21 protein-coding genes are annotated in these 21,312 nt (G+C 47.5%); 5 read left to right on the top strand and 16 right to left on the bottom strand.

Translation table 11 applies throughout. The annotated features are described in order from the left end of the window. Positions 1-237: 237 nt before the first annotated feature. The gene (locus tag L985_RS01760; RefSeq protein ID WP_029343244.1) at positions 238-819 is read right to left on the bottom strand and encodes a DedA family protein; all 582 of its coding nucleotides are present in this window, start codon (positions 817-819) and stop codon (positions 238-240) included. A gap of 272 nt (positions 820-1,091) precedes the next feature. On the opposite strand from L985_RS01760, the gene L985_RS01755 reads away from it, so the two are divergent. After that, on the top strand, positions 1,092-1,877 hold the full coding sequence (locus L985_RS01755; RefSeq protein ID WP_052169406.1) for an NUDIX domain-containing protein: 786 nt from the start codon (positions 1,092-1,094) through the stop codon (positions 1,875-1,877). A 47-nt stretch (positions 1,878-1,924) separates the two neighbouring features. On the opposite strand, the gene L985_RS01750 is transcribed toward L985_RS01755, so the two are convergent. Next, positions 1,925-2,773 carry a VOC family protein gene (locus L985_RS01750; RefSeq protein WP_047391846.1) on the bottom strand — a complete coding sequence of 283 codons (849 nt, stop codon included), beginning with the start codon at positions 2,771-2,773 and terminating at the stop codon, positions 1,925-1,927. Positions 2,774-2,894: 121 nt separating this feature from the next. Here L985_RS01750 and L985_RS01745 point away from each other — a divergent pair, with 121 nt between their 5' ends. Together L985_RS01745 and L985_RS01740 are read left to right on the top strand one after the other, a co-directional pair. Next, complete coding sequence (locus L985_RS01745) at positions 2,895-3,245, top strand: winged helix-turn-helix transcriptional regulator (protein ID WP_029343241.1); 351 nt, start codon at positions 2,895-2,897, stop codon at positions 3,243-3,245. Positions 3,246-3,348: 103 nt separating this feature from the next. After that, positions 3,349-4,131, top strand: coding sequence for a nucleotidyltransferase domain-containing protein (locus L985_RS01740; protein WP_029343240.1), 783 nt, complete (start codon positions 3,349-3,351; stop codon positions 4,129-4,131). 51 nt (positions 4,132-4,182) lie between these two features. On the opposite strand, the gene L985_RS01735 is transcribed toward L985_RS01740, so the two are convergent. The 3 genes from L985_RS01735 to L985_RS01725 all read right to left on the bottom strand — a co-directional run bounded on the left by L985_RS01735 (position 4,183) and on the right by L985_RS01725 (position 7,453). Then, positions 4,183-4,767 (bottom strand): DUF4352 domain-containing protein, encoded by a 585-nt coding sequence (locus L985_RS01735; protein WP_052169407.1) that lies wholly within the window; start codon positions 4,765-4,767, stop codon positions 4,183-4,185. 169 nt (positions 4,768-4,936) lie between these two features. Next, a complete protein-coding gene (locus L985_RS01730; RefSeq protein ID WP_029343237.1) occupies positions 4,937-5,872 on the bottom strand; it encodes an NADP-dependent oxidoreductase in 936 nt (311 codons plus the stop codon). Between the two features lie 111 nt (positions 5,873-5,983). Then, complete coding sequence (locus L985_RS01725; protein ID WP_029343236.1) at positions 5,984-7,453, bottom strand: methyl-accepting chemotaxis protein; 1,470 nt, start codon at positions 7,451-7,453, stop codon at positions 5,984-5,986. A 154-nt stretch (positions 7,454-7,607) separates the two neighbouring features. Between L985_RS01725 and crcB (L985_RS01720) the strand changes: the two genes are divergently transcribed. Continuing rightward, complete coding sequence (crcB, locus tag L985_RS01720; RefSeq protein ID WP_029343235.1) at positions 7,608-8,006, top strand: fluoride efflux transporter CrcB; 399 nt, start codon at positions 7,608-7,610, stop codon at positions 8,004-8,006. Beyond that, entirely contained in the window at positions 8,007-8,357 is a 351-nt protein-coding gene (crcB, locus tag L985_RS01715) for a fluoride efflux transporter CrcB (RefSeq protein ID WP_029343234.1), read from the top strand. Positions 8,358-8,411: 54 nt separating this feature from the next. Here the strand turns inward: crcB (L985_RS01715) and L985_RS01710 are convergent, their stop codons facing one another. From L985_RS01710 to L985_RS01660, 11 genes are all read right to left on the bottom strand, one after another. Then, positions 8,412-9,266, bottom strand: coding sequence for a DegV family protein (locus L985_RS01710; protein ID WP_029343233.1), 855 nt, complete (start codon positions 9,264-9,266; stop codon positions 8,412-8,414). A gap of 70 nt (positions 9,267-9,336) precedes the next feature. Beyond that, complete coding sequence (locus L985_RS01705) at positions 9,337-10,368, bottom strand: aldose epimerase family protein (protein ID WP_029343232.1); 1,032 nt, start codon at positions 10,366-10,368, stop codon at positions 9,337-9,339. Between the two features lie 89 nt (positions 10,369-10,457). Next, the gene (locus L985_RS01700; RefSeq protein ID WP_047391853.1) at positions 10,458-12,134 is read right to left on the bottom strand and encodes a LytS/YhcK type 5TM receptor domain-containing protein; all 1,677 of its coding nucleotides are present in this window, start codon (positions 12,132-12,134) and stop codon (positions 10,458-10,460) included. 179 nt (positions 12,135-12,313) lie between these two features. After that, positions 12,314-13,630, bottom strand: a complete 1,317-nt coding sequence (locus tag L985_RS01695; RefSeq protein WP_047391857.1) for a hemolysin family protein — start codon at positions 13,628-13,630, stop codon at positions 12,314-12,316. A 36-nt stretch (positions 13,631-13,666) separates the two neighbouring features. Next, positions 13,667-14,035: a MerR family transcriptional regulator gene (locus tag L985_RS01690; protein WP_029343230.1), complete on the bottom strand. Its 369-nt coding sequence runs from the start codon at positions 14,033-14,035 to the stop codon at positions 13,667-13,669. A gap of 155 nt (positions 14,036-14,190) precedes the next feature. Beyond that, positions 14,191-16,326, bottom strand: coding sequence for a (Fe-S)-binding protein (locus L985_RS01685; RefSeq protein WP_029343229.1), 2,136 nt, complete (start codon positions 16,324-16,326; stop codon positions 14,191-14,193). 177 nt (positions 16,327-16,503) lie between these two features. After that, complete coding sequence (locus L985_RS01680) at positions 16,504-17,838, bottom strand: alkaline phosphatase (RefSeq protein ID WP_029343228.1); 1,335 nt, start codon at positions 17,836-17,838, stop codon at positions 16,504-16,506. A 104-nt stretch (positions 17,839-17,942) separates the two neighbouring features. Next, positions 17,943-18,380 (bottom strand): NUDIX domain-containing protein, encoded by a 438-nt coding sequence (locus L985_RS01675; protein WP_029343227.1) that lies wholly within the window; start codon positions 18,378-18,380, stop codon positions 17,943-17,945. Positions 18,381-18,439: 59 nt separating this feature from the next. After that, positions 18,440-18,859, bottom strand: coding sequence for a hypothetical protein (locus L985_RS01670; RefSeq protein WP_047391863.1), 420 nt, complete (start codon positions 18,857-18,859; stop codon positions 18,440-18,442). Continuing rightward, complete coding sequence (locus L985_RS01665; protein WP_235609852.1) at positions 18,849-19,250, bottom strand: YwiB family protein; 402 nt, start codon at positions 19,248-19,250, stop codon at positions 18,849-18,851. The genes L985_RS01670 and L985_RS01665 overlap by 11 nt, the downstream gene beginning before the upstream one ends. 129 nt (positions 19,251-19,379) lie before the next feature. Then, positions 19,380-21,080: a glycoside hydrolase family 13 protein gene (locus tag L985_RS01660; RefSeq protein ID WP_052169408.1), complete on the bottom strand. Its 1,701-nt coding sequence runs from the start codon at positions 21,078-21,080 to the stop codon at positions 19,380-19,382. Positions 21,081-21,312: the final 232 nt, after the last annotated feature.

The following is a 21,312-nucleotide window of genomic DNA, read 5'->3' as shown; positions in this document are numbered from 1 at the left end:
ACACCTCCTAGTATAAGCGTTTACAATCCAATTTCAGACACTTGCTTGTGACGATAAATTGCCAATACAGTGTGTAAATCACGTAGCTTTTAAGAAGTGAAAAACGTCTTTTTTTGACAATGATTTCACTTTTCTTGTAGATTCCTTCTTATTTCAAAAAACTATCTTTATTCATAAAATCAAACTTCATCTAAAAAAGCGAATCCTGATCTGGATTCGCTTGCTCGTGTGATGTTTTTATATTGAAGAACTTTCCTCGACTGATTCCTTTTGACGCCGATGATGCACGATACCAATTACGGCAATACCGATTACGATGATCAAGACAGAGCCGACGATTCCTGGATTCACCTGAAGCCAGTTCCACAGTTCCGACCAGGTGACGGCTTCTCCGATCCGGACGATTAAAAAGGTCCAAAGACCGGTATAAACGCCTGCCGCTAAGAACGTCATCACTAAATAGCGTGGTAACGGATAACCAAGAAGTCCGGCGACATAATGAATCGGATGTCTGACGCCGGGTAAGAAGAACGATAGTCCAATCGCCCATAATCCGCGTCGTTCGATGATCGTTTCTGCTCGTTCCAAGAAACGTGACTTCATCCACCGTTTGACGAGCGGAATCTCACGGAAGAACCGTGCAAGTAAATAAAACCATGTAAAAGCAATGAAGAAAACCGGCCATGCGGTCAACCAAATGACGACCGGGTACATTCCCTCCCGTAAACGTAATGCCGCAAAACTCATCATCAAGACATCGTCCGACAATGGGGTGAACATGATTCCGCCAGCCAGGCGGACGAGTGCCATGATATCCATCACGTATCCCTTCTTTCTGTTTCTCTCTATATTCAGTATCCCCGATTTTTCTGAAGTTGAGCCCTACCCATTTCTTAAGTTCTTCTTTAGCTTTACTTTTTCGATCAATATGAATCATCATCGATGACTGAAAATCATTCACACCATATGACATGTAGACGCAATCGATTCATAAAACATTCTTTTCCTACATCGAGAAAAAGGGTTTCATCCATCCGTTCGAGAAGGGGTACAACGTACATCTGAACGCTCATCTGATAGGAGGAATTTCCATGTTACATCGCCGGAAGACCTATACGATTCGTCCCGAACGCCTAGAAGAATTCACTGAGTTTTTCCATACCTATTTGTACCCGCTTCAAGTCAGCCATGGTGCCCGTCTTGTTGGGCGCTGGGTGACGGAAGCAGAAGATGAAGTCATCGCCATCTGGGAATACCGTGACCGCGAACACTTCGAACAAGTCGATCGTGATGTCCGCAACAGTGCCTTACGTCGTGAAGCGATGAAGAAGCGCGCACGCCTCGGCAAAAACCTTTATATCAAATCGTATGAAGATTTTATGACAGCGACCGGTACGTATGCTCCCCCTCGCGCGATCGTCAGCGTGACCGCGTATATCACGAACGATGCCGGTGAAGTTCTCCTCGTCCGTAACCTGCATCGTGGTGATACGTACGAGATGCCGGGTGGACAAGTCGAGAATCATGAGTCAATTCTTGACGCCATCAAACGCGAAGTCAAAGAAGAGACCGGTGTCGATGTCTCAATCGATGGTATCACCGGTATTTATCAAAATGTCTCAAGCCATGTCCTGTGCGTCTGCTTCCGTGGAAAAGCCGTCGGTGGTGAACTCGCGACCCAAGAAGGCGAAACGACGGATGTCGGCTTCTTCCCACTGACACGTGACTCGCTGAGTGAGTATATCAAACGGGAGCACTTCCAGTTGCGGACGCTTGATGCGATGGATCCACATTACTTTCCGCATGCCTTATATAAAGTCAGACCGTATGAACTGATCAGCCGGTACGACGGTAATACAACGTCGTCTTCACGGTAAACCAAAAATCCCCTTACAGTGTTTTCACTGCAAGGGGATTTTTTTGGTTACGTTGTTAATCGAGCGGTAATTCCAGCATCATCGGTGACATAGACATCGCCTGCTTGATCGGTAACGGTATAAGTGGAAGACTTCAACGCCTCGATTGTTGCTTGAAGCGTCGCTTGATCCGGATAACGTAGTGTCCAGTAGACGAGTCCGACCGCATCTTCCGGATTCGTCGGTGCGTTGACACCAGACCAGACGTTCAGACCGATGTGATGGTGATAGCCACCGGCAGCAACGAACAATGCACGCATTCGCGAAGCGTCAGCGGCAACTTCAAAACCGAGCGTCTCGACATAAAATGTCCGCGCTGCTTCGAGTGTCTTGACGTGGAAATGGACATGTCCTATGACCGTATCGCTCGGCATGCCATACCAGTCTTCTTCTCCCGCTTCGACAAGCATGCTTTGCCAATCGACGGGATCCGTCGTCATCTTGACGTCTCCATTGGCTTCGTATGTCCACGTCTCACGCGGACGATCGGCATAAATCTCGATTCCGTTCCCATCTGGATCCGATAGGTAAAAGGCTTCACTGACGAGATGGTCGCCTTGACCAATCTCAATCCCTTGTTCGATCAAATTCCGGATGACGAAACCGAGTTCTTTTCGGTTCGGTAGCAAAATCGCAAAATGATATAACCCGGCGACCGAGTTCGGTGGGAAACGACGGGCATTCGGATGGACTTCAAGTTCAACGAGTGGTGTATCTTGTGCGCCAAGAACTGTGAGCTGATCCGTTTGCGTCAGCACACGTAATCCAAGTGACGTTGTATAAAATGAAATCGAACGATCGAAATCCGTGACGCGTAAACGAACAGGACCGAGTGTAATCTGTGGGTGAATCGACATGTTGTTTCCTCCTTCAATGAAATAGCTCGTACCCCTATTATTACGCGGAAGCGATCGAAACGGAAGTAGGCACGAATAAGTGGTATAGTATCCTAAACGATACCATGAAGGAGGAAGACCGATGGAAGAGACACCAAGCTGTCGCGTCGAGACAGCGCTCGAAATCTTGACCGGAAAATGGAAGCCGTCGATTTTACTCGTCTTGATCACACACGGAACGCTCCGCTTCAGTGAATTGAAACGCCAATTGCCGAACATTACGCAAAAAATGCTGACGGCTCAACTGCGTGAACTTGAACTGAACGACATCGTTCATCGCGAGATTTATCAGGAAGTCCCGCCACGCGTTGAGTATTCTCTAACGGACTATGGACGGACACTTATCCCCGTTCTTGACGCCATCAATGCATGGGGCGAACAACACGTCATCCATCTCGAAAATAAAGACAAACTTACGTCTACTTCACAATGAGAAGTCCATTCCGATGCGATTTCTCATTTTTTATGGAATAAACTGTCTATTATCACGTATACTGACGTAATAGACTTCTGTTTTTGGAAAGGAATGAGTTCCTATGCATCAACTTCATGCGATCGAGCAACTGGTTGCTCGACTCAAACAAGATCCTGCAGTCGAAGCCATCTTCTTGAAAGGATCCTTCGGGCGGGGAGAAGAAGATGTTCATTCAGACATCGATTTGTACTGTCTCGTCTCAGAAGAACGTCAAACAAAATTCTTATCGCGTCGTTTGTCCCATCTTTCTACTTATCGTTCAATCATCTGGAAAGATGAGATCGACATCATCGCACCACAAATGATCGTCGTCTATGATGATCTCCTACATATCGATTTATTCACGGTGACGCTCGATTCGCTGAACCACAAGGATCAATTGCGCGTCTTGTATGATCCACAAGAACAGTTGACGGACTTTACCGATACATGTGACTTAACACTTTCTGCTCAAGAAGCGACCGATGAAGCAATCGATGCTGTCTGGTTCTTGTTTCAATATAAAAAAGCAGCAGCTCGGGGAAATGACTTATGGGCAGTCGAGATGCTCCGTAGCGCCTTGATTAAGTTCGCAAAAGTATTACTCCATCATCATGTTCCTGAACGAGCGCAACTCGGATTAAAGACGATTCCGACGACATTGCCAGACCATCCACGCTTTGCGCTTGAAGCAATCTATGACGTCCTGACACCCGCAACGCACGCTGAAGCGGCTCAACGTTATTTGGCTTGTTTAGAAACTGAACGAAACGCGCTCGACCAGACGCTTGCCTCTCATCCAGAGACGCTCGCTTTACTCGATCGATTAACGCCTGAACTCTCGATCCAACAATTAAAACGATAACGACAAAGGAGTAGCAGGCATTTGCCCGCTACTCCTTTGTCTGCTCACTAATCATCGTGTCAATTGAATCTCCTTCGATTGTCCACCTGCCCAGCCAAAGCCAGATGAGACTTCAAGCATTGGATTTTTGACCTGTTTCGGTAATTCAAAGACGATATTGCCGGTTTTTTCGATGTTCGGATTGATCGTCTCTAAGAAGAAGCCCATCCCGTCTTCATTTGCATAGAGATCAAGTTCCGTATCGGCTGAGTATTCCGTATCGCCGACATTGACTTTAAACATATTGCTGTCGACGAACCGTTCTTCCTTGTCTCCATTTAGAATCGTCAACCCGATGACTAAGAATTGTCCTGACGTTTTCTTTTCGCCGAGGACGTTCGACAACGAATCGACCATCTTGACGTCATTGACGACATACGTCAGTTTCCCGACCTTCACCTGATCGTTGATGCCATAGGTTTTCTTGACCGGCTTCGCCGCTGCTTTTGCTTTCACGGGTTTTGCTTCTGATTTGACTGCTTCTTGTTCGACCTCTACTTTTTTCTCCGGTGCTCCTTGTTCTTCGTCATCTCCTAGATTCCCGAGAATGACTGCGCCAATCACGATAATTCCTGCCCACTTCAATCCTTTTTTCATGTTACTTCCTCCTTTTAATGTGGCTGACTCACGTCTGATAGCCCTAGTATAGGAAGAAGCAACCCCTTATCCTTTACACTTTTTTAACCAGGTCTTTTTTTGTTTCAGGTTAGAAAAATAGATTGACAACACAAAAAAAAGAGCGCTGAATTCAGCGCTCTCTTGCTCCTTATTCTCCTTTGACCCGGATGACGATTTTTCCTTTTGCGTGCCCTTCTTCGCCATAATCATGTGCTTCCTTGATTTGATCCAGATCAAAAATCCGATCAACGACAGGTTGTAGCTCGCCACGCTCGACCGCTTTAGCGATATGCCGCAAACGTTCACCGGTCGGTTGCATGAAGACATATGCAGATCGTGCATTATGTTGCTTCGCTTGCTCTTCATCCGGTGGTGTAGAAATCGAGACGAGCATGCCGTTCGGCTTCAGCATCTGATACAGTTCCCCTTGCTTGTCGCCGCCCATTGTATCGAATACAAAATCGACGTCGCGAACACGATCCGCCGGATTTTCCTGTTTGTAGTCGATGACTTCGTCGGCTCCAAGTGCTTTTACCCAGTCAACGTTTTTCGTACTTGTTGACGTAATAACGTACAAACCATTCGCTTTCGCGAGTTGAATCGCGACGGTTCCGACACCCCCTGATCCGGCACCAATGAAGATCCGGTCACCCGGCTTCGCATCCATCACTTCGAACATGACCTGCCATGCTGTATGCGAGACGAGTGGCAGAGACGCTGCTTCTGCGAAACTGAGCGATTCTGGTTTTTTCACAACTAAATGCGCATCGACTGCGACGTACTCTGCATACGTCCCTTGACGAGCGATTTCCGGACGACTGAAGACAGCGTCCCCGACTTGAAGATCGGAGACGTTCGCTCCGACTTCCTGAATCACGCCAGCAACGTCCCAACCGATGACGAGCGGCATTTCGTAGCTCAACATCTGACGCAAGTAGCCTTCGCGTAGTTTCCAATCGACCGGGTTCACACTCGCGGCATAGACTTCGATTAAGACATCATCCGGTCCGATGACTGGCTTTTCCAGTTCTCCAACCTTGAATTGTTCCGATCCACCATACTGTTCAATGTAAGCTGCCTTCATCCGTTGACTCCTCCTTCAATATTCGTTCCCTATCTTCTTCCCCGTCCGTTCCACCGACAAACAGTCTGAAGATGCACAACAGCTCCCCATCGATCGATGAGGAGCTGTTTCTTAGCCATTCGTTTGCTGAAGGGTTGATGCCGTCTCGTTCAAGGCATGAATCGCCTGTTGCAGTTCCATGACCTGACCGACTTGGTGACGTGTCAGACCGGATAACGACTCACTTTGTGCGAGCAAGGCGTTCATGAACGTGTCGAGTTGACCGGCTGCTGTCGTGATAGCAACAAGACTGTTCGTCATCGTCGCGAACTGGGTCTGTGCCGACTGGATCGAACCAACGACTTCCGTTGCATCTGTTTCGATCGTTTGCAACGCTAACTGACTCTCTGCCATGCGTTCTTCCTGCTCACGTAACAGTGTCGTACTGGCATGAATCGAGTTACCGGTTTGTGTGACGTCTTGATCGACACGTTCGATAATCGCATTGATTTCTTTTGACGCTTCTGCCGTCTGCGCTGACAGGTTGCGAATTTCTTGCGCGACGACCGTGAAGCCTTTTCCGAACTCACCAGCGCGGGCTGCTTCGATCGACGCGTTAAGACTGAGCAAGTTTGTCTGAGCCGCAATTGCATTAATGCTCGACGTAATCGCGACGATTTCTTGGAAACGTCCAGCGAGCTGTCCGAACGACGTGACCGACTCATCCATGCTCGTCGTCAATTGTTGCAAGGATTGTCCAGCTAGACCAATCGTCTGCCTGCTTCGTTCAGCGGTTGTCCGCGATGAGGAACTCCGCTCGAGGGCGCGATCGACTGAAACCGTCACATCCTCCATCCGGTTGACTTGCTGGTCATTCAATTGGCGAATTTCACGAATCGCTTGGACGCTTCCTGCTGCATCATGTGCCAGCTGTTGCATCGCCATATCAACCTGACTGAAAGAATCCTTCGCCGCGTCGACCGTTTCACTCATCTCTTCTGTGAACGTCGTTACTTCCGTTGCTGTTGCTGCCGTTTGCTCAAGGGCGACTTGCGACGTTGCCGCGTAAGCTTCCGATCGCTCTTGTTCTTGACGAACTGCCTGCATGACGTTTCGTCCAAAAACGGCAACGAAGACAGCCGCTGAGAAGATCATCAAATAGATGACATACGCGACGATCAAGTCGAATGTGTTCGTAAAGACAATCGTTCCGTTGGCTGTGAATAACGCCATTTCAAGTAGTCCGAAAATCCCAGCCAGAACGACGAGACGCGGAATCAAATAGACGATTGAAATCGTCAAATAAAGGTAAGCAATCGTCCAGATGATTGGGGACGGTAATGTCATCAAAACTAAGGCGAGGACGAGATACGTTAATGTCACTTGAACATATTTCCCACTCGGACGATGTCCGAGTAGCCGGTTGCCGACCAGCAACGCGACCGCCAAGATCAGACCACCGACTAAAAACTGATAGAACACACTGATTGGAACGTAATTCATTTGGGCAAATACGAAAATCAACGGATGCGCAATTGTAATCAACGTTGCAATCAGACGGGATAAAATCTTTGTACTTTGTTGCTCGAGGGCAGATACCATCTTGTTCAAACTCCTTCATCATAGTAAAGTCATACAATTGTTCATCGGCAGAAAGAATTCAATCGTTAAGTCTCTCCGATGACTTTTTTTCTTGACGCTTTCTTGAGAGCGGGAGTACGGTTAACGTAGACTTTTTTCAGAAAAGAGGATTCCTATGCTCTATGTACTCGTAGGTCTCGCAGGTGTTCTCGGTGCCTCTGCACGTTATGGACTTGGACTGCTGATTGGCGACTTTACGAACGGTCCGTTTCCGTGGCCCACGCTTGCGATCAACTTGATCGGTAGCTTTCTGCTCGGCTACGCGACACACTTTTTATTTCGAACGAAACTCTTGCATCAATATGCGATCACAGCCATCGGAACAGGCTTCATCGGCTCATTTACGACGTTTTCGACATTTAGCGTCGAGACCGTGACCTTACTCAACGAACATCATCTAGCGGACGCGTTCCTCTATATGCTCGTCAGCCTATTCGGCGGTCTGTTCCTGTCTTATCTTGGTTACGCGCTTGGGACACGACGACTGCGATACGTGACGAAAGGACGTGGGTGAATGGAATTACTCGCCCTTGCCATCGGTGCTTTTTGTGGTGCTATCAGTCGGTTTGCCGTCAGTCAATGGATGAAGACGTTTTGGAAACGCGAATTTCCTCTGGCGACGTTCCTGATTAATGTACTCGGTTCGTTTTTACTCGGACTCGTCATCGGTGCGCATCTGGATACGACATGGACGTTACTCTTAGGTACCGGTTTCCTTGGATCGTTTACAACGTTCTCGACGTTTAAAATCGAGACATTACAGTTATTTCAGGACGGAAATCGTAAAGTACTTACTCTCTATCTCATCTCGAGCTACGGTTTCGGAATTCTTGCAGCTTTCCTTGGAATCACACTTACAGCTTGAACGAAACAAGAGGCGACGGAAAAATCCGTCGCCTCTTGTCGTATCCGTTTTAATTTAATCATTCATCCAGAATAGACCGACTGTTTCTGCTCCAGCATGTGTTCCAATTGCTGGTCCGAACGTGCCTTCAAGAATCGTCAAATCCGGGAACTTCGCTGCGACTTGTTGCCGCAGTTCCGTTGCCATTTCCGGTGCCATCGTCGTCGCGACATAAATCCGGTTCTTGTAGAACGTGTGCTGACGCATCGATTCATCGATTTGTTTAACCATTTCGATGTAAGCTTTCTTTAAAGAACGTGCTTTTTTGAATGGTACGATTTTTCCTGCTTCATCCGTCGTGATGATCGGTTTGATGCTGAGTAGGTTCGCAAGGAACAAGTCACCGGATGAGACACGTCCACCCCGGCGCATCGTTTCCATATTACCGACGATCATATAGAAATGGGTCTTTTTCGTCAACGCTTGTAAGGCTGCGACGATTTCCTCGACGGATTTCCCCTGTGCCGCGAGCTCCATCCCGTAACGAATGAACTCTTGTTGGTTCTCAAACGCCGTATGAGAGTCGATGATATGAACGGGGAAGCTGGCTGCTTCCGCTGCTGATGCTGAACTTTGGACGGTACTCGATAATCCATTCGTACAGTGCACTGCAATTGCACAGTCATAACCTTCTTCTTTCAGACGTTCATATGTTCCAACGAACTCCCCAAAAATTGGTTGTGATGTTTTGGCAATCAGCTTTTTGTCCGCATCTAGGGCACGGAACAATCGCTCGACCGTGATCGCATTCTCTTGATACGCCGTATCACCGAGTAAGATTTGAATCGGTACGACATTGACGCCGATCGCTTCTGCCTCTTCTTTCGTGAAATAGGCCATACTATCGGTCACCCATGCTATTTTAGTCATTTTCCTTAGCCTCCGTTAGATTCTTCTCGCTTTATCCTACCATATACAGAAGTGGAAATCGCAAGAAACGTCATGACATCATCTGAAAATGAAACGATGTACGCTTATGATAGTGCTCATCGGCATGCAAGACGACGGAAGGAAAATTCGGTTGGTTGATCGCATCCGGTAATCCTTGTGTCTCAAAGCAGATTCCGAGGTACGGTGTTGCTCGTCTTCCGCAAATCGTAAACTCACCCGACAAATGATTAGCGGTGTAGACGACGACTCCCGGTTGATCCGTCACGACGCGCAATCGCCGCCCACTGATTGGTTCGTCGAGAACGATTTCTCCACCCTCTCTAAGCAGGAAGGGGTGATCGACACCACTACCTGCTTGGCGGAGTTGTTCGTCTGATGCATGTGTCACTTCATGTAACGGGCGGGTATCGAGAAAATCAAAGACGGTGTCTGTCACCGGGAGAATGTCACCGGTCGGTACCGCATCTTTCGTCAACGGAACATAAAAAGGTGCATCCATTCGTAACAGATGCTGTTCGATCGTCGTTTTTGCCTCACCCGTCAAATTAAAGTACGTATGATTCGTCGGACTGAATGGTGTCGAAGCTGTCGTCTCCGCTTCATAATGGATATGCAGGATGTTCTCGTCTGTCCATTCGAAGGTCAGCGTGAACGACAAATGACCCGGATACCCGTTCTCACCACTTGGACTATCTAAACGTAGAACAAGTTTGTCGTCGTTGATTTCGTGCGTGAACATCCGGTTCGCCCAATTTTCGCTTCCCCCATGGAGGTGATGCTCGCCCTCATTTTGTTCGAGTACATACGTCATTCCTTCTAGCGCAAACGCGCCGTTTGCGATTCGCCCTCCGACCCGCCCGATCGTTGCACCTAAGTGATGCGGATCATCTTGGTATTCTGATAGGTCGTCAAACGCGAGTACGACATTTTCGATTATTCCATGTTGATCCGGAACCCGGATGGCAAGAATTTTTGCGCCTCGGTTCAAGATATCGATACTATGCCCATGCACATTCTCTAACGTGAATCGTAACAAGGACTGATCACCTAGTTGTCCCACTTCTGTTGTTGTAATCATCATCTGCTTCCTCCTGTACGATACATTTTCCTGTTTTCGTATTTACCCTCGGAACAAGACAAAAAAACAACAATGGCAAAATGCCATTGTTGTCAAAGGGACGGAAGAGGTAATCGTACTTCAATCCGAGTACCTTGATGCGTGATTGAGTGGACATGTAATGTTGCGACCGAACCATATGTCACGTCTAATGCGCGTCGAATCAGAAACAGGTTCGAATCACCCGCTTCTTTTTGATCCAGTTGTTGCATCACAGCAGGCGGTACACCTTGCCCATTATCCGTAACTTCGATGACCCAGTCTGTCGTCGTCTTGAAAGCACGGACATCAATCCGGTGATGTCGTCCTGCCTTTACGAATGCATGACGCAGTGCATTATCGACAAGCTGTGTCACAAGGAATGGAAACACGAAGTATTCTTCAACAGCGGTCTCGATATCAAGATCGACCGTGATATCCGCAGAGGTCAGTTGATTCGGACGACGTCGCGTTCCTTCTAATGATAAGTATGCCTTTAAAGTTGCCAATTCCTCGCGTAGTGGATGTTCATCATGCCGCGTCGCTGCTGTCAGAAGCTGCAACAGTGCATTCAGTTGATGTTTAACAGGCGTTCCCGGGTCAGCTGTCCGCTGGATTTCTTCGATGATTCCTTTCAGATAGCTGACGTGTAACATCGGTTTCATCTTTCTTCCACTTAACCGAAGCAACTGATCTTCTCGATGCATGTGTAGCTCTCGTGCTAATAAACGGACAAGTTGTTCCGTCATCCGCTCGACGGTATCATCAAATAAATCCTTCGAAAAGTAACAGATGACCCCTGCTTTTTGACCGTTGATACGCATGGGGTGAAAACTTAAAATTTGCCCCGTCTGCTCGTCTTCTTGTCGGACGGGTTCTTCTGCTTCGATCCATCGTTGTTCCTCCCGTCTCGGTTGCTCGCCACAGACTGCAGGTTGCTGGTCCGTCATATCGATGACGACTTCTGTCGCCCCGAGCACGACAATTCGTTGCATCTTTGTTTCCTTCAATAATGTCGCTCCAATCTGTCGCGCGACTTCGGAAGTCAATCCTTGCTTTCGTAAGGGCTGTAACGCTTGCAGTAAACGGTCGGAACGCTCAGTTTGCCGGACGAAGAGTGCACCTTCGAGTCGAAGTTGTGTCCGTAAAATCATGATGAACAATACGACACCGCACATATTTGCGAACAGTAACGGAAAGGCGGCTCGACCCATCAAATCCAGTGCCTCCGTCGTATCCGGTGCAAGCAATAACGTGACGCCACTCTCAAACAATAACGCTGTCAATACGATACCGATGGGCGGAACAATTGCATAACCATCATGCAAACGCCAGCGTTTTCGATACCAGCCGCTCGCAAGTCCAGCGAGCATTGCGATGATCCAACCTGCTTCTGCCCCTAACGAACCAAGCACGTAACGATGTAGACCAACCAAACATCCCGTGATGCCGCCGACTACCGGTCCACCAATCAATCCACTCGTCACGATGACAGCGAGTCGGGTATCGAGCAACAGGGCATCCTTTTCGACAGCTAACCCGAGTAACGGGTCAATCGTCGTATCTTGCGAAAGTTCAATTCCTGCGTAGTTCATCAGAATACCGGATGACACGAATGCGAAGAGCAGTGGAAGGTTCATTCCGCGGTCCATCTTGAATATGTATCGGGAAATGCGCCACTGGGACAATAAAAAGGCTAACAGTGCTAACATACCTAAACGACTCAGTAAGAATGGGATCTGCTCAAGCACGGAATACCTCCTCGTTTCATAGGACGCGAATCAACAAAAAAGTCGTATTAGAATACATTCCCGCTCCTCTCTGCATTCTCCTATCATGACTGCCGAAAGTTCGCACAATCCGTCCATTCTTGATTTTTTGACTGATGCGATGAAAAAAAAGCCGGTTCCTCCATGAGGAACCGACCATCTTATGCTTCTGCTTGTTCAGCTGGATGCAACCAAATCTTGACGCGATTGATTTGATAGTTTTCCATCTCCATCACTTCGACGGAGAAGTCTGGTGTGTCGATATGCTCACCTGGCTGAAGATCAATGTTGTGCATCTGAATCCAGCCACCAATCGTATCGACATCTTCGACATTCGTAAAACGAATATTGAAACGTTCTTCTAGGTCAGCGAGCAAGACTGTACCGTCGAGTAGGAACTCGTCCGATTTGACCTGTTCGATTTCTTCGACTTCATCTGCGTCGAATTCATCACGGATTTCACCGACGATTTCTTCGAGTAAGTCTTCCATCGAGACGAGACCTGCCGTTCCACCGTACTCGTCGACGACGAGAACGAGATGGGTCCGGGTCCGTTTCATCTTGCGAAGTGTCTCTTGAAGCGACGTCACTTCCGAAACAACCGGTAAATCCTTCAGATAATGTGTCACCGGATGCTCATTTCCGTTCGCATAATCCGTCAAGACTTCCTTGACGTTGACGTATCCGAGAATCCGGTCTTTATCATTTTCTTCTGTAACCGGATAACGCGTGTATGGATTATCCATGAAGATTTCCATCAGTTCATCCTTCGTCAAACGTTCCGAGATCGTCTCCATCCGCATTCGCGGTACCATCAAGTCTTTGACGATGTGCTCATCAAACGCAAAGACATTTTGCATGAGGGCAAGTTCCGTTTGGTTGATTTCACCACTTTGGAAACTTTGCGCCATGATGATTTTCAATTCATCTTCCGAGTGAGCTTGTTCGTGCCCTGCTGGTTTGACACCGAACAGACCGAGGAATAAACGCGCTGAACCGTTGAGTAACCAAATGAATGGGTACATGATTTTACCGAACACATACAGTGGACGGGCGAACAACAATGTCATGCGTTCTGCATACTGAATCGCAAGCGTCTTCGGAGCGAGTTCACCGATGACGACGTGTAAGAACGTTACGGATACGAATGCGATACCAAACGACAAGAGTGTCGAAACAGCAGCAGAGATCCCGAAGTCGTCGAAGACAGGATGCAAGATCTTTTCAACGGTTGGTTCACCAAGTGCCCCAAGACCAAGTGCCGTGACCGTGATACCAAGCTGACAGGCAGACAAGTAGTAATCAAGATCGCCCGCGATTTTTTTCGCAAGGACGGCACTTTTGTTCCCTTCTTGAATCATTTGATCCAAACGCGACATCCGAACCTTAACGACAGCAAATTCCGATCCGACGAAAAACGCCGTCAACGCAATCAACAAGACCACTAAAAATAAATTGATGAATAATATAGTATCCAAAATCCCCTAAACAGGGGTCACCTCCATTGTTTTGTATTAAAGCTGTGCAATCAAGGAAGCAATCAATGTCAGACGCCGTGACAATTCTAAGCGAATCGCTTGTTTTTCGACGTCCGTCGAATCTAACAAACGCTGCTCGAGTCCTTCAACTGTCGCCTGAAGTTGTTTCACTTCCTGATAAATCGTCTCCCCTGTTTTTTGTTCCCGTTCCGTAAAAGAAGCAAGAATCTCTTGCAGGGAAAGCCGTTGAGACTTCAAATATTCAATCTTTTCGATTTGATGAATGACCGATTCGTCATACAAACGGTAACCAGATGCGGTGCGCTCTGGTGTTAACAGACCAAGTGATGTGTAGTAATCGATCGTTCGTTTTGATAAGCCGGTGGTCTCCGCGACCTGACCGATTCGAAGTAACGCCTTCCCAAAAGATTCTCACCTCCTTTCCATAGCTAGTTCTTTTATCTTATCATGTCAAAACCATACAGTAAAACGTCGCGCTTTTTTAGAGAAAAAAACGACTACTCCCGTTCGCACGAGAATAATCGTTTCATCCCACTTTATTATACGGTTACAACAGGTTCTTCGACCGGTACACCGACGATTGACCGTTCGAGTAATTCGACGACATCGTACGTAGCAACCGTCTCGTCGACTTCCTTCGCCTTCGTGCCGTCACTGAGCATCGTCAGACAGTACGGACATGCTGACCCAATGACAGACGGTTGGACGGTCAACAATTGTTCCGTCCGTGCGACGTTGACCCGTGCGCCGACTTTCTCTTCTTGCCACATCATCCCGCCGCCAGCACCGCAACACATCCCTTTTTCCCGGTTACGTTCCGTCTCAACGAGCGTGATTCCTGGAATCTTCTCGAGAATATAACGTGGTGCGTCATAAATGTCATTGTAGCGACCAAGGTAACACGAATCGTGATAGACAACACGCTCCTTGACTTCATGGAGCGGTGTGATGCGTTTCTCGTCAATCAGTCGTGCAAGCAATTCAGTATGGTGATAGACTTCAACGTCCGGACTCAGTCCGAAGTCGGGGTACTCATTTTTGAATGTGTTGTAGGCGTGCGGATCAATCGTGACAATCTTTTTGACGCCATATTTCTCAAATGATTTGATGTTTGCTTCTGCAAGTTCTTGGAACAAGACTTCGTTCCCGATCCGGCGCGGTGTATCGCCTGAGTTTTTCTCATCGTTCCCGAGAATCGCAAACGAGATGTCAGCTTCGTTTAGAATCCGCGCAAACGCCATCGCGATTTTTTGACTTCGGTTATCGTACGATCCCATCGCACCAACCCAGAACAGGTACTCGAAGTCTTCGCCCGCTTTTTTCTTCTCCTTTGCTGTCGGAACGACGAGTTCATCCCGGTTTTTCCGCCAGTTTTCGCGTTCTTTCCGGTTCATCCCCCACGGATTACCTTGACGTTCGATGTTTGCCATCGTCCGTTGCATCTCCGGATCCATCTTGCCTTCCATCATGACGAGATGACGACGGAGGTCGATGATCTTATCAACATGTTCGTTCATGACCGGACACTGATCTTCACAGTTCCGACAAGTCGTACACGCCCAGATTTCTTCTTCCGTAATGACATTCCCAATCAATGAATCCGGAACGATATCCATCTGCCCCGCTGCTGCCAGTGAAGCGATTTGGTTGCCTTGCGATCCTTCAAACGCAAAGGCAGGTGCCCATGGCGAACGTTGGGTGATCGCTGCCGTTTTCATGTTGAGATGGTCCCGTAATTTAACGATCAAATCCATTGGCGACAGCATCTTACCGGTTCCGCTCGCTGGGCACATGTTCGTACAGCGTCCACACTCGACGCAAGCATATAGATCAACGAGCTGTTTCTGATTGAAATCTTCGATCCGGTTGACGCCGAAGCTGAACTCCGCTTCGTCATCTTCTGCCTCTTCCATGACGGATAGATCAATCGGTGCCAAACGCCCGACTTTTGACGTCCGACCGAGCCAGACATTTGCTGTACCGGCAATCAAGTGCGCGTGTTTACCTTGCGGGATGTAGACCATGAAGCTAAGTAAGAACAAGAGATGCGCCCACCAGAAGAAGACGAATAATCCGAACGCAACTGATTCCGGCACCCAACTGAATAAGAACGCGATGCTTGAAGCGACCGGTTCACCGAGCGTCGAATGATTCTCATAGACAAGGAAGAATCCATTTCCGAATAGGACGGCGACCATCAAACCACCGATGAAGATCAACGCAAGACCTGCCATGAAATTCCGCTTCAAGCGGACGAGTTTCTCGACGTACCGGCGATAAAATCCCCAAACGACGGCAATCAAGATGACAAGCATGACGATTTCTTGGAAGAATGTAAAAATCGGATAAAGCGGACCGAGTGGAACATGCGGGAAACGCTGACCGACGGCGAGTCCTTTCCAGATAAAATCGATCGCTCCAAATTGAACAAGTAAGAAGCCGTAGAACATCATGACGTGGATAACGCCACTTTTCTTATCCTTTAATAATTTCTTTTGGCCGAAGACGTTGACTAAGACCGCGTCAAGTCGTTCTTTGTTCGTCAGTGTCCATTCCGCCTTTTTTCCCCGTTTAATGGCGGCATAACGACTTTTGACGAGTGACGTGAACAGATAGCCCGCATAGCCGATGACGAGTAGGAAGGCAATCCAGTTAATGAGTAAAAACGTATTCATGTTCGAACAAACCCCTTTCCCCCTAAAGCAGTTGTGTTGAAATGAGTATAGCATATAATGAATGGCTATTCATTCATTTTTTTCATTTAGTTTTTACTGTGTCACATAAGCAGATAAGTACTCAAAAAAAATCAAGCAGTGGATGATCCACCGCTTGATTTAATCACGTCCAATACGTCATTTTTTTAATTTCATGGCATTAGCCATCAGGCCAGGGATGTCCGTATTTTCATGCAACCCACTGAACTGTTCGCTTTGTGGACCGTACGCGTAGAGCGGAACGTCAACACCTGTGTGTACCGAAGTCGTCCAACCGACATATGCCCGTTTACTGATCATCTCATTCAATGTCATGACGCGTTTCTTCGCATCCACTTTTTGCAACGTCTGAATTTCTTCAGCCGTCAAATCGAACGTTGTTTCCCGTTTGACGACAGTTGCGATATTCGATAAGTCATCATTGAACTGACGAACCATCTCATCACCCGTCGCTTTGACGTTTTTCAAGACTTCCGGTTTTGCGACGTACTCGTCGTATCCACCGACTGACATACCACCTGTATCGTGGTCACCAGCAACGACGACCAATGTGTGTTTATCTTTTGCTGCAAAACGAAGCACTTTTTCAACTGCCTGGTGGAACGCCTCTGCATCCTTCATCGCCCAAGCAGCATCATGCGCGTGACCCGCCCAGTCGATCTGACTGCCTTCTACCATCAAGAAGAAGCCATCGCGGTCTTTCTTCAATGTTTGCAGGGCTTTCGATGTCATCGTCGCAAGGCTCGGTTGATTCGTATTTTCTCGGTCCAGTTCTGGTGCCATTCCTTCTTCTGCAAACAAACCAAGAACTTTACGACCGTCTGTCTCATTTAGACTTTCGAGTGAATCCGCGTACTGATAGCCTGCCCGTTCTGCTTTCTTCACTAGATTACCAGCCTCTTGGACACCACCATTCTTTTGATCAAAAAAGAATTTCTGACCGCCACCGAGTAAGACGTCGACTTTCATTTCATCCATGTATTGCTTCGCGATGTCCGCTTCGTTCGCGCGCGTTACGACATGCGATGCAAAAACAGCTGGTGTCGCATGTGTGATGGCTGATGTCGAGACAAGTCCTGTTGCTTTGCCTGCTTGATCCGCCCGATCAAGAATAGATGCTACTTCTTTTCCACTCGGATCCATGCCGATTGTTCCATTGTTCGTTTTTGTTCCTGTTGCCATCGCCGTTCCGGCAGCTGCTGAATCGGTCACTTTCGTGTTTGCCGAATACGTCCGCATCATTCCTTTTAAGTGACCGTCGAGTTCAGTTTCCTCGCCTCCTTGATACCAGCGATAATTCGTTGCATAGGCAGCCGAATAACCGTCCGGGATCATGAAAATGACATTTTTAACCTTCGCCTGTTTCGTGTTCTGTTTTGCCTCGACCGGCTGAGCCGATTCATATGTATAGCCTGCAACTCCTGTCATAAGCACTGTACCGAGAATACCTGTCGCCATCCATTTCTTGTTCATTCGTGTTTCCTCCTTGTTCACGATGATGGTTTCATCATACCGAGCGAATGTAAATGAACGATGGAGACGGCTTTAAGGAATGTAAAGAAACGATGACAGCCGAGTTACCACTTCATCTCTTCAAACATATAATAGCCTTTGTGCTGTTCTTCTAAATATGCCGATAACGGAAGACGGACGTCTTCACTCGTGATGTACTTCGCTAACTCCGTTTGATTGATCCACTTCGTCTCGATGATTTCTTCATCGGGATCATTTGGATCAACTCTTCCACTCACCTGACAATCAAAATAAGTCACAAGGCTGTGCGCTTGATAAGTTGGCATGAAGTTCTCCGTTAAGAAGGCAAACGACGACGATGTGACCGTCAAGCCAGTTTCTTCTTCCACCTCGCGACGCAGTGCTTGCTCGAGGGTCTCTCCAGATTCAATCTGTCCACCGGGTAAGCTCCAACGGGCGTCCAGTCCTGATTGGTTGTTGACTACGAGCAGTTGAGCGTCTTTGCGGATGATCGCGACGATGATTCGATAAAGTGGATACATGGCGCTTCCTCCTAAAAAAAGACCACCCTGTCTAATACAAGATGGTCCACTGTGATTGTTTATTCTAAGCCGAGCGACTGTGGCAGACGGACTGCACGTGCGAAGGCATTTTTATAATCCTTTTTAGCGACTAACTTTTCGACTTCACGGATTGCTGGATGCTGTTCGTCTGCGAACGCACCAAGAATCGTCAAGTAACGTTCGTACACTTGATCGTCTTCCTGACGTGCTTTCAAGAGTGCTGTATACAGCATGACAGTATCTTCGCCGTACAAGACAGGTAATTCTTCATTAATTAAAAGTAGCGTATCGATGGACTCCGGGTCGACCTTCGGATTGTATTCCGTGATGGCCTGCTCTGCGAGTGCTTCGAGTTGATCACGCCATTCGTTATAACGCGGCTCATCGTTCTCGAGCCACTCAAACCATTCCTCTTCCAACATCTGCTCCATTTGACGTACTGTTTGTTCAAATGCCATTCGTCTCACTCCGTTCCCAAGTTAAATCAATCGTATACGTACCGACTGCTTGTCCATTCATCTTTAATGTATAGCGAAACTGCATCTGTTGCCGTTTCATCTCAATCGTTTCCGTGTCTGTTTCCATCAACATTTGACCGAACTGACTGCCATACTGGCTTTTGGTCGTCTCTCCTAAAATAAAGACATGATGCATCGCAACAGGACCTTTACGATTCAAGGCGATCTGATCTTTTGACCATTTGATCGTCGTATCAATCGGTTGTTCATCCGGCTGAACGAACATCACGGCAAAACCATCTTTTGTTTCAAACAATGTGCCGTCCGCTTCAAGTTCGACCGATTCACGCATCGGACCATCTTCAATCGTCGTCACCTGTCGTAATGACACCGGGTACTTTACTGGTTTCACTTCTATCACCTCATCGTTTAGCGTACACGATTTTTTCGTCTGATGCACCTTCTGCTTACATGCAACAAAAAAACGGATTCGATATACTTCGAATCCGTTCAAAACATATTAGCGCACACGGTACAGACGAGCTTCGAATGGACGAAGTTCCAGTTCTGTTCCTTCATGGTGCATCGTCGGATAGTTGCCAAGCAACATATTGTCCGAGTGCAAGATGATGTCCGTATCGATTTCTGCTGTTTCGCCTTTTAAGTTCGTAACGATCAAGAACTGTTCGTCACCAAACGTCCGTGTATACGCGTAGACTTTTGTATCTTCCGGTAAGATAAGATCGTACGCGCCGTAGATCAACGTCTCTTCCATCTTACGAATTTGAATCATTCGTTTATAGAAGTTCAAGATTGAATCTTCATCTTGTTCTTGCGACGCGACGTTGATGTCCGCGTAGTTCGGGTTGACACCAAACCATGGAGATTGATTCGAGAAGCCACCGTTTTGCTCATTCGTCCACTGCATCGGTGTACGTGAGTTATCACGGGACGAGTTCCAGATGACTTCCATGATTTCCTCATGTGTCTTACCAGAAGCAAGTTGCATCTCGTACATATTTTTCGTAGCAACATCATCATAATCCGAGATGTCCGGGAATTGAACGTTTGTCATCCCGATCTCTTGTCCTTGATAGATGAACGGTGTGCCTTGCATGAAGAAATACATCATCGCAAGCGACTTCGCGCTCTCTTTCCAGTACTGTTCCTCGTCGCCCCAAAGGGAGACCGAACGAACCTTATCGTGGTTTTCGAGGTACAAGGCATTCCAACCTGTTGCTTCAAGTCCTTTTTGCCACTTCGTCAGCACTTGTTTCAGTTTGACGACGTCGACGCCTTTTTCCGCATCTGCGCGCCAGAGATCCATGTGCTCGAACTGGAAGACCATGTTCATCTTGCCGTTCTCTTCTCCGACCCATAGATCCGCTTCTTCCGGTGTGACACCATTTGCTTCTCCAACTGTCATGATATCGTATTTAGAGAACGTCTCATCCTTCAACTCTTCGAGATACGCATGGATGCCTTCGACGTTCATATGCATATCGAATGAAGGGACATACGGCATACCGAGCGGGTTCGGGAGATCAGCAAATGATTGATCCTTGTTGATGTGACTGATCGCATCGATTCGGAAACCGTCGATGCCTTTATCGAGCCACCAGTTAATCATCGTATAGACGGCTTGACGCATGTCGCGGTTTTGCCAGTTCAAGTCCGGCTGACGACGTGAGAAGACGTGGAGGAAGTACTGCTCTGTCTTTTCGTCATATTCCCATGCTGATCCACCGAAAATACTTTCCCAGTTATTCGGCTCACCACCGTTTACAGCATCTTTCCAGATGTACCAGTCGCGTTTCTCATTGTCTTTTGACGAACGTGATTCAAGGAACCACGGGTGTTCATCGGATGTGTGGTTGACGACGAGATCAAGCAAGACCTTGATGTCACGCTTATGCGCTTCTTCCATTAAGAGATCAAAGTCCGCCATCGTACCGAATTCATCCATGATATCTTCATAATCACTGATGTCATATCCGTTATCATCATTTGGCGATTTAAACATCGGACAAATCCAAAGCACATCAACACCAAGATCCTTCAAATAATCCAGTTTTGCGATGATACCGGGAATATCGCCGATTCCATCGTTGTTTGCATCGTAAAAGCTGCGTGGATAGATTTGGTAAGCAACTGCTTCTTTCCACCAAGCTCGTGTAATTGTTTGTTGGGCCGTTTCAGGGCGCGGTATCATTTGTGTCATGTGTCGTGAATCCTCTCGTAGGTCAGTCATTAGTGGTCTTTTTCATCATCCAATACATAGTCATCTTTAAAGCGCAACCGATTGCGCAAATCCTCTACCTTCATCTTATCAAATCCACTTTTAAAGTCAATGTTTCGGGGGTGATTCCACCATTTCACATCAACGGGTGTCACTCTTTATTCACGATGAATATTTCATAGCGTTTTACATTACATTTACTGAATTATCCTAC

Origin of the sequence: Exiguobacterium sp. ZWU0009 (genome assembly GCF_000798935.2) — a bacterium.
Lineage (GTDB): Bacteria > Bacillota > Bacilli > Exiguobacteriales > Exiguobacteriaceae > Exiguobacterium_A > Exiguobacterium_A acetylicum.
Note: the sequence above shows the minus strand (reverse complement) of the source record. Positions and strands in the feature narration are given on the sequence as shown.

Bases quoted from the DNA above. Each gene is read 5' to 3' on its own strand.
- L985_RS01760 (WP_029343244.1), bottom strand. From the start codon at position 819: ATGGATATCATGGCACTCGTCCGCCTGGCTGGCGGAATCATGTTCACC.
- L985_RS01755 (WP_052169406.1), top strand. From the start codon at position 1,092: ATGTTACATCGCCGGAAGACCTATACGATTCGTCCCGAACGCCTAGAA.
- L985_RS01750 (WP_047391846.1), bottom strand. From the start codon at position 2,773: ATGTCGATTCACCCACAGATTACACTCGGTCCTGTTCGTTTACGCGTC.
- L985_RS01745 (WP_029343241.1), top strand. From the start codon at position 2,895: ATGGAAGAGACACCAAGCTGTCGCGTCGAGACAGCGCTCGAAATCTTG.
- L985_RS01740 (WP_029343240.1), top strand. From the start codon at position 3,349: ATGCATCAACTTCATGCGATCGAGCAACTGGTTGCTCGACTCAAACAA.
- L985_RS01735 (WP_052169407.1), bottom strand. From the start codon at position 4,767: ATGAAAAAAGGATTGAAGTGGGCAGGAATTATCGTGATTGGCGCAGTC.
- L985_RS01730 (WP_029343237.1), bottom strand. From the start codon at position 5,872: ATGAAGGCAGCTTACATTGAACAGTATGGTGGATCGGAACAATTCAAG.
- L985_RS01725 (WP_029343236.1), bottom strand. From the start codon at position 7,453: ATGGTATCTGCCCTCGAGCAACAAAGTACAAAGATTTTATCCCGTCTG.
- crcB (WP_029343235.1), top strand. From the start codon at position 7,608: ATGCTCTATGTACTCGTAGGTCTCGCAGGTGTTCTCGGTGCCTCTGCA.
- crcB (WP_029343234.1), top strand. From the start codon at position 8,007: ATGGAATTACTCGCCCTTGCCATCGGTGCTTTTTGTGGTGCTATCAGT.
- L985_RS01710 (WP_029343233.1), bottom strand. From the start codon at position 9,266: ATGACTAAAATAGCATGGGTGACCGATAGTATGGCCTATTTCACGAAA.
- L985_RS01705 (WP_029343232.1), bottom strand. From the start codon at position 10,368: ATGATGATTACAACAACAGAAGTGGGACAACTAGGTGATCAGTCCTTG.
- L985_RS01685 (WP_029343229.1), bottom strand. From the start codon at position 16,326: ATGAATACGTTTTTACTCATTAACTGGATTGCCTTCCTACTCGTCATC.
- L985_RS01680 (WP_029343228.1), bottom strand. From the start codon at position 17,838: ATGAACAAGAAATGGATGGCGACAGGTATTCTCGGTACAGTGCTTATG.
- L985_RS01675 (WP_029343227.1), bottom strand. From the start codon at position 18,380: ATGTATCCACTTTATCGAATCATCGTCGCGATCATCCGCAAAGACGCT.
- L985_RS01670 (WP_047391863.1), bottom strand. From the start codon at position 18,859: ATGGCATTTGAACAAACAGTACGTCAAATGGAGCAGATGTTGGAAGAG.
- L985_RS01660 (WP_052169408.1), bottom strand. From the start codon at position 21,080: ATGACACAAATGATACCGCGCCCTGAAACGGCCCAACAAACAATTACA.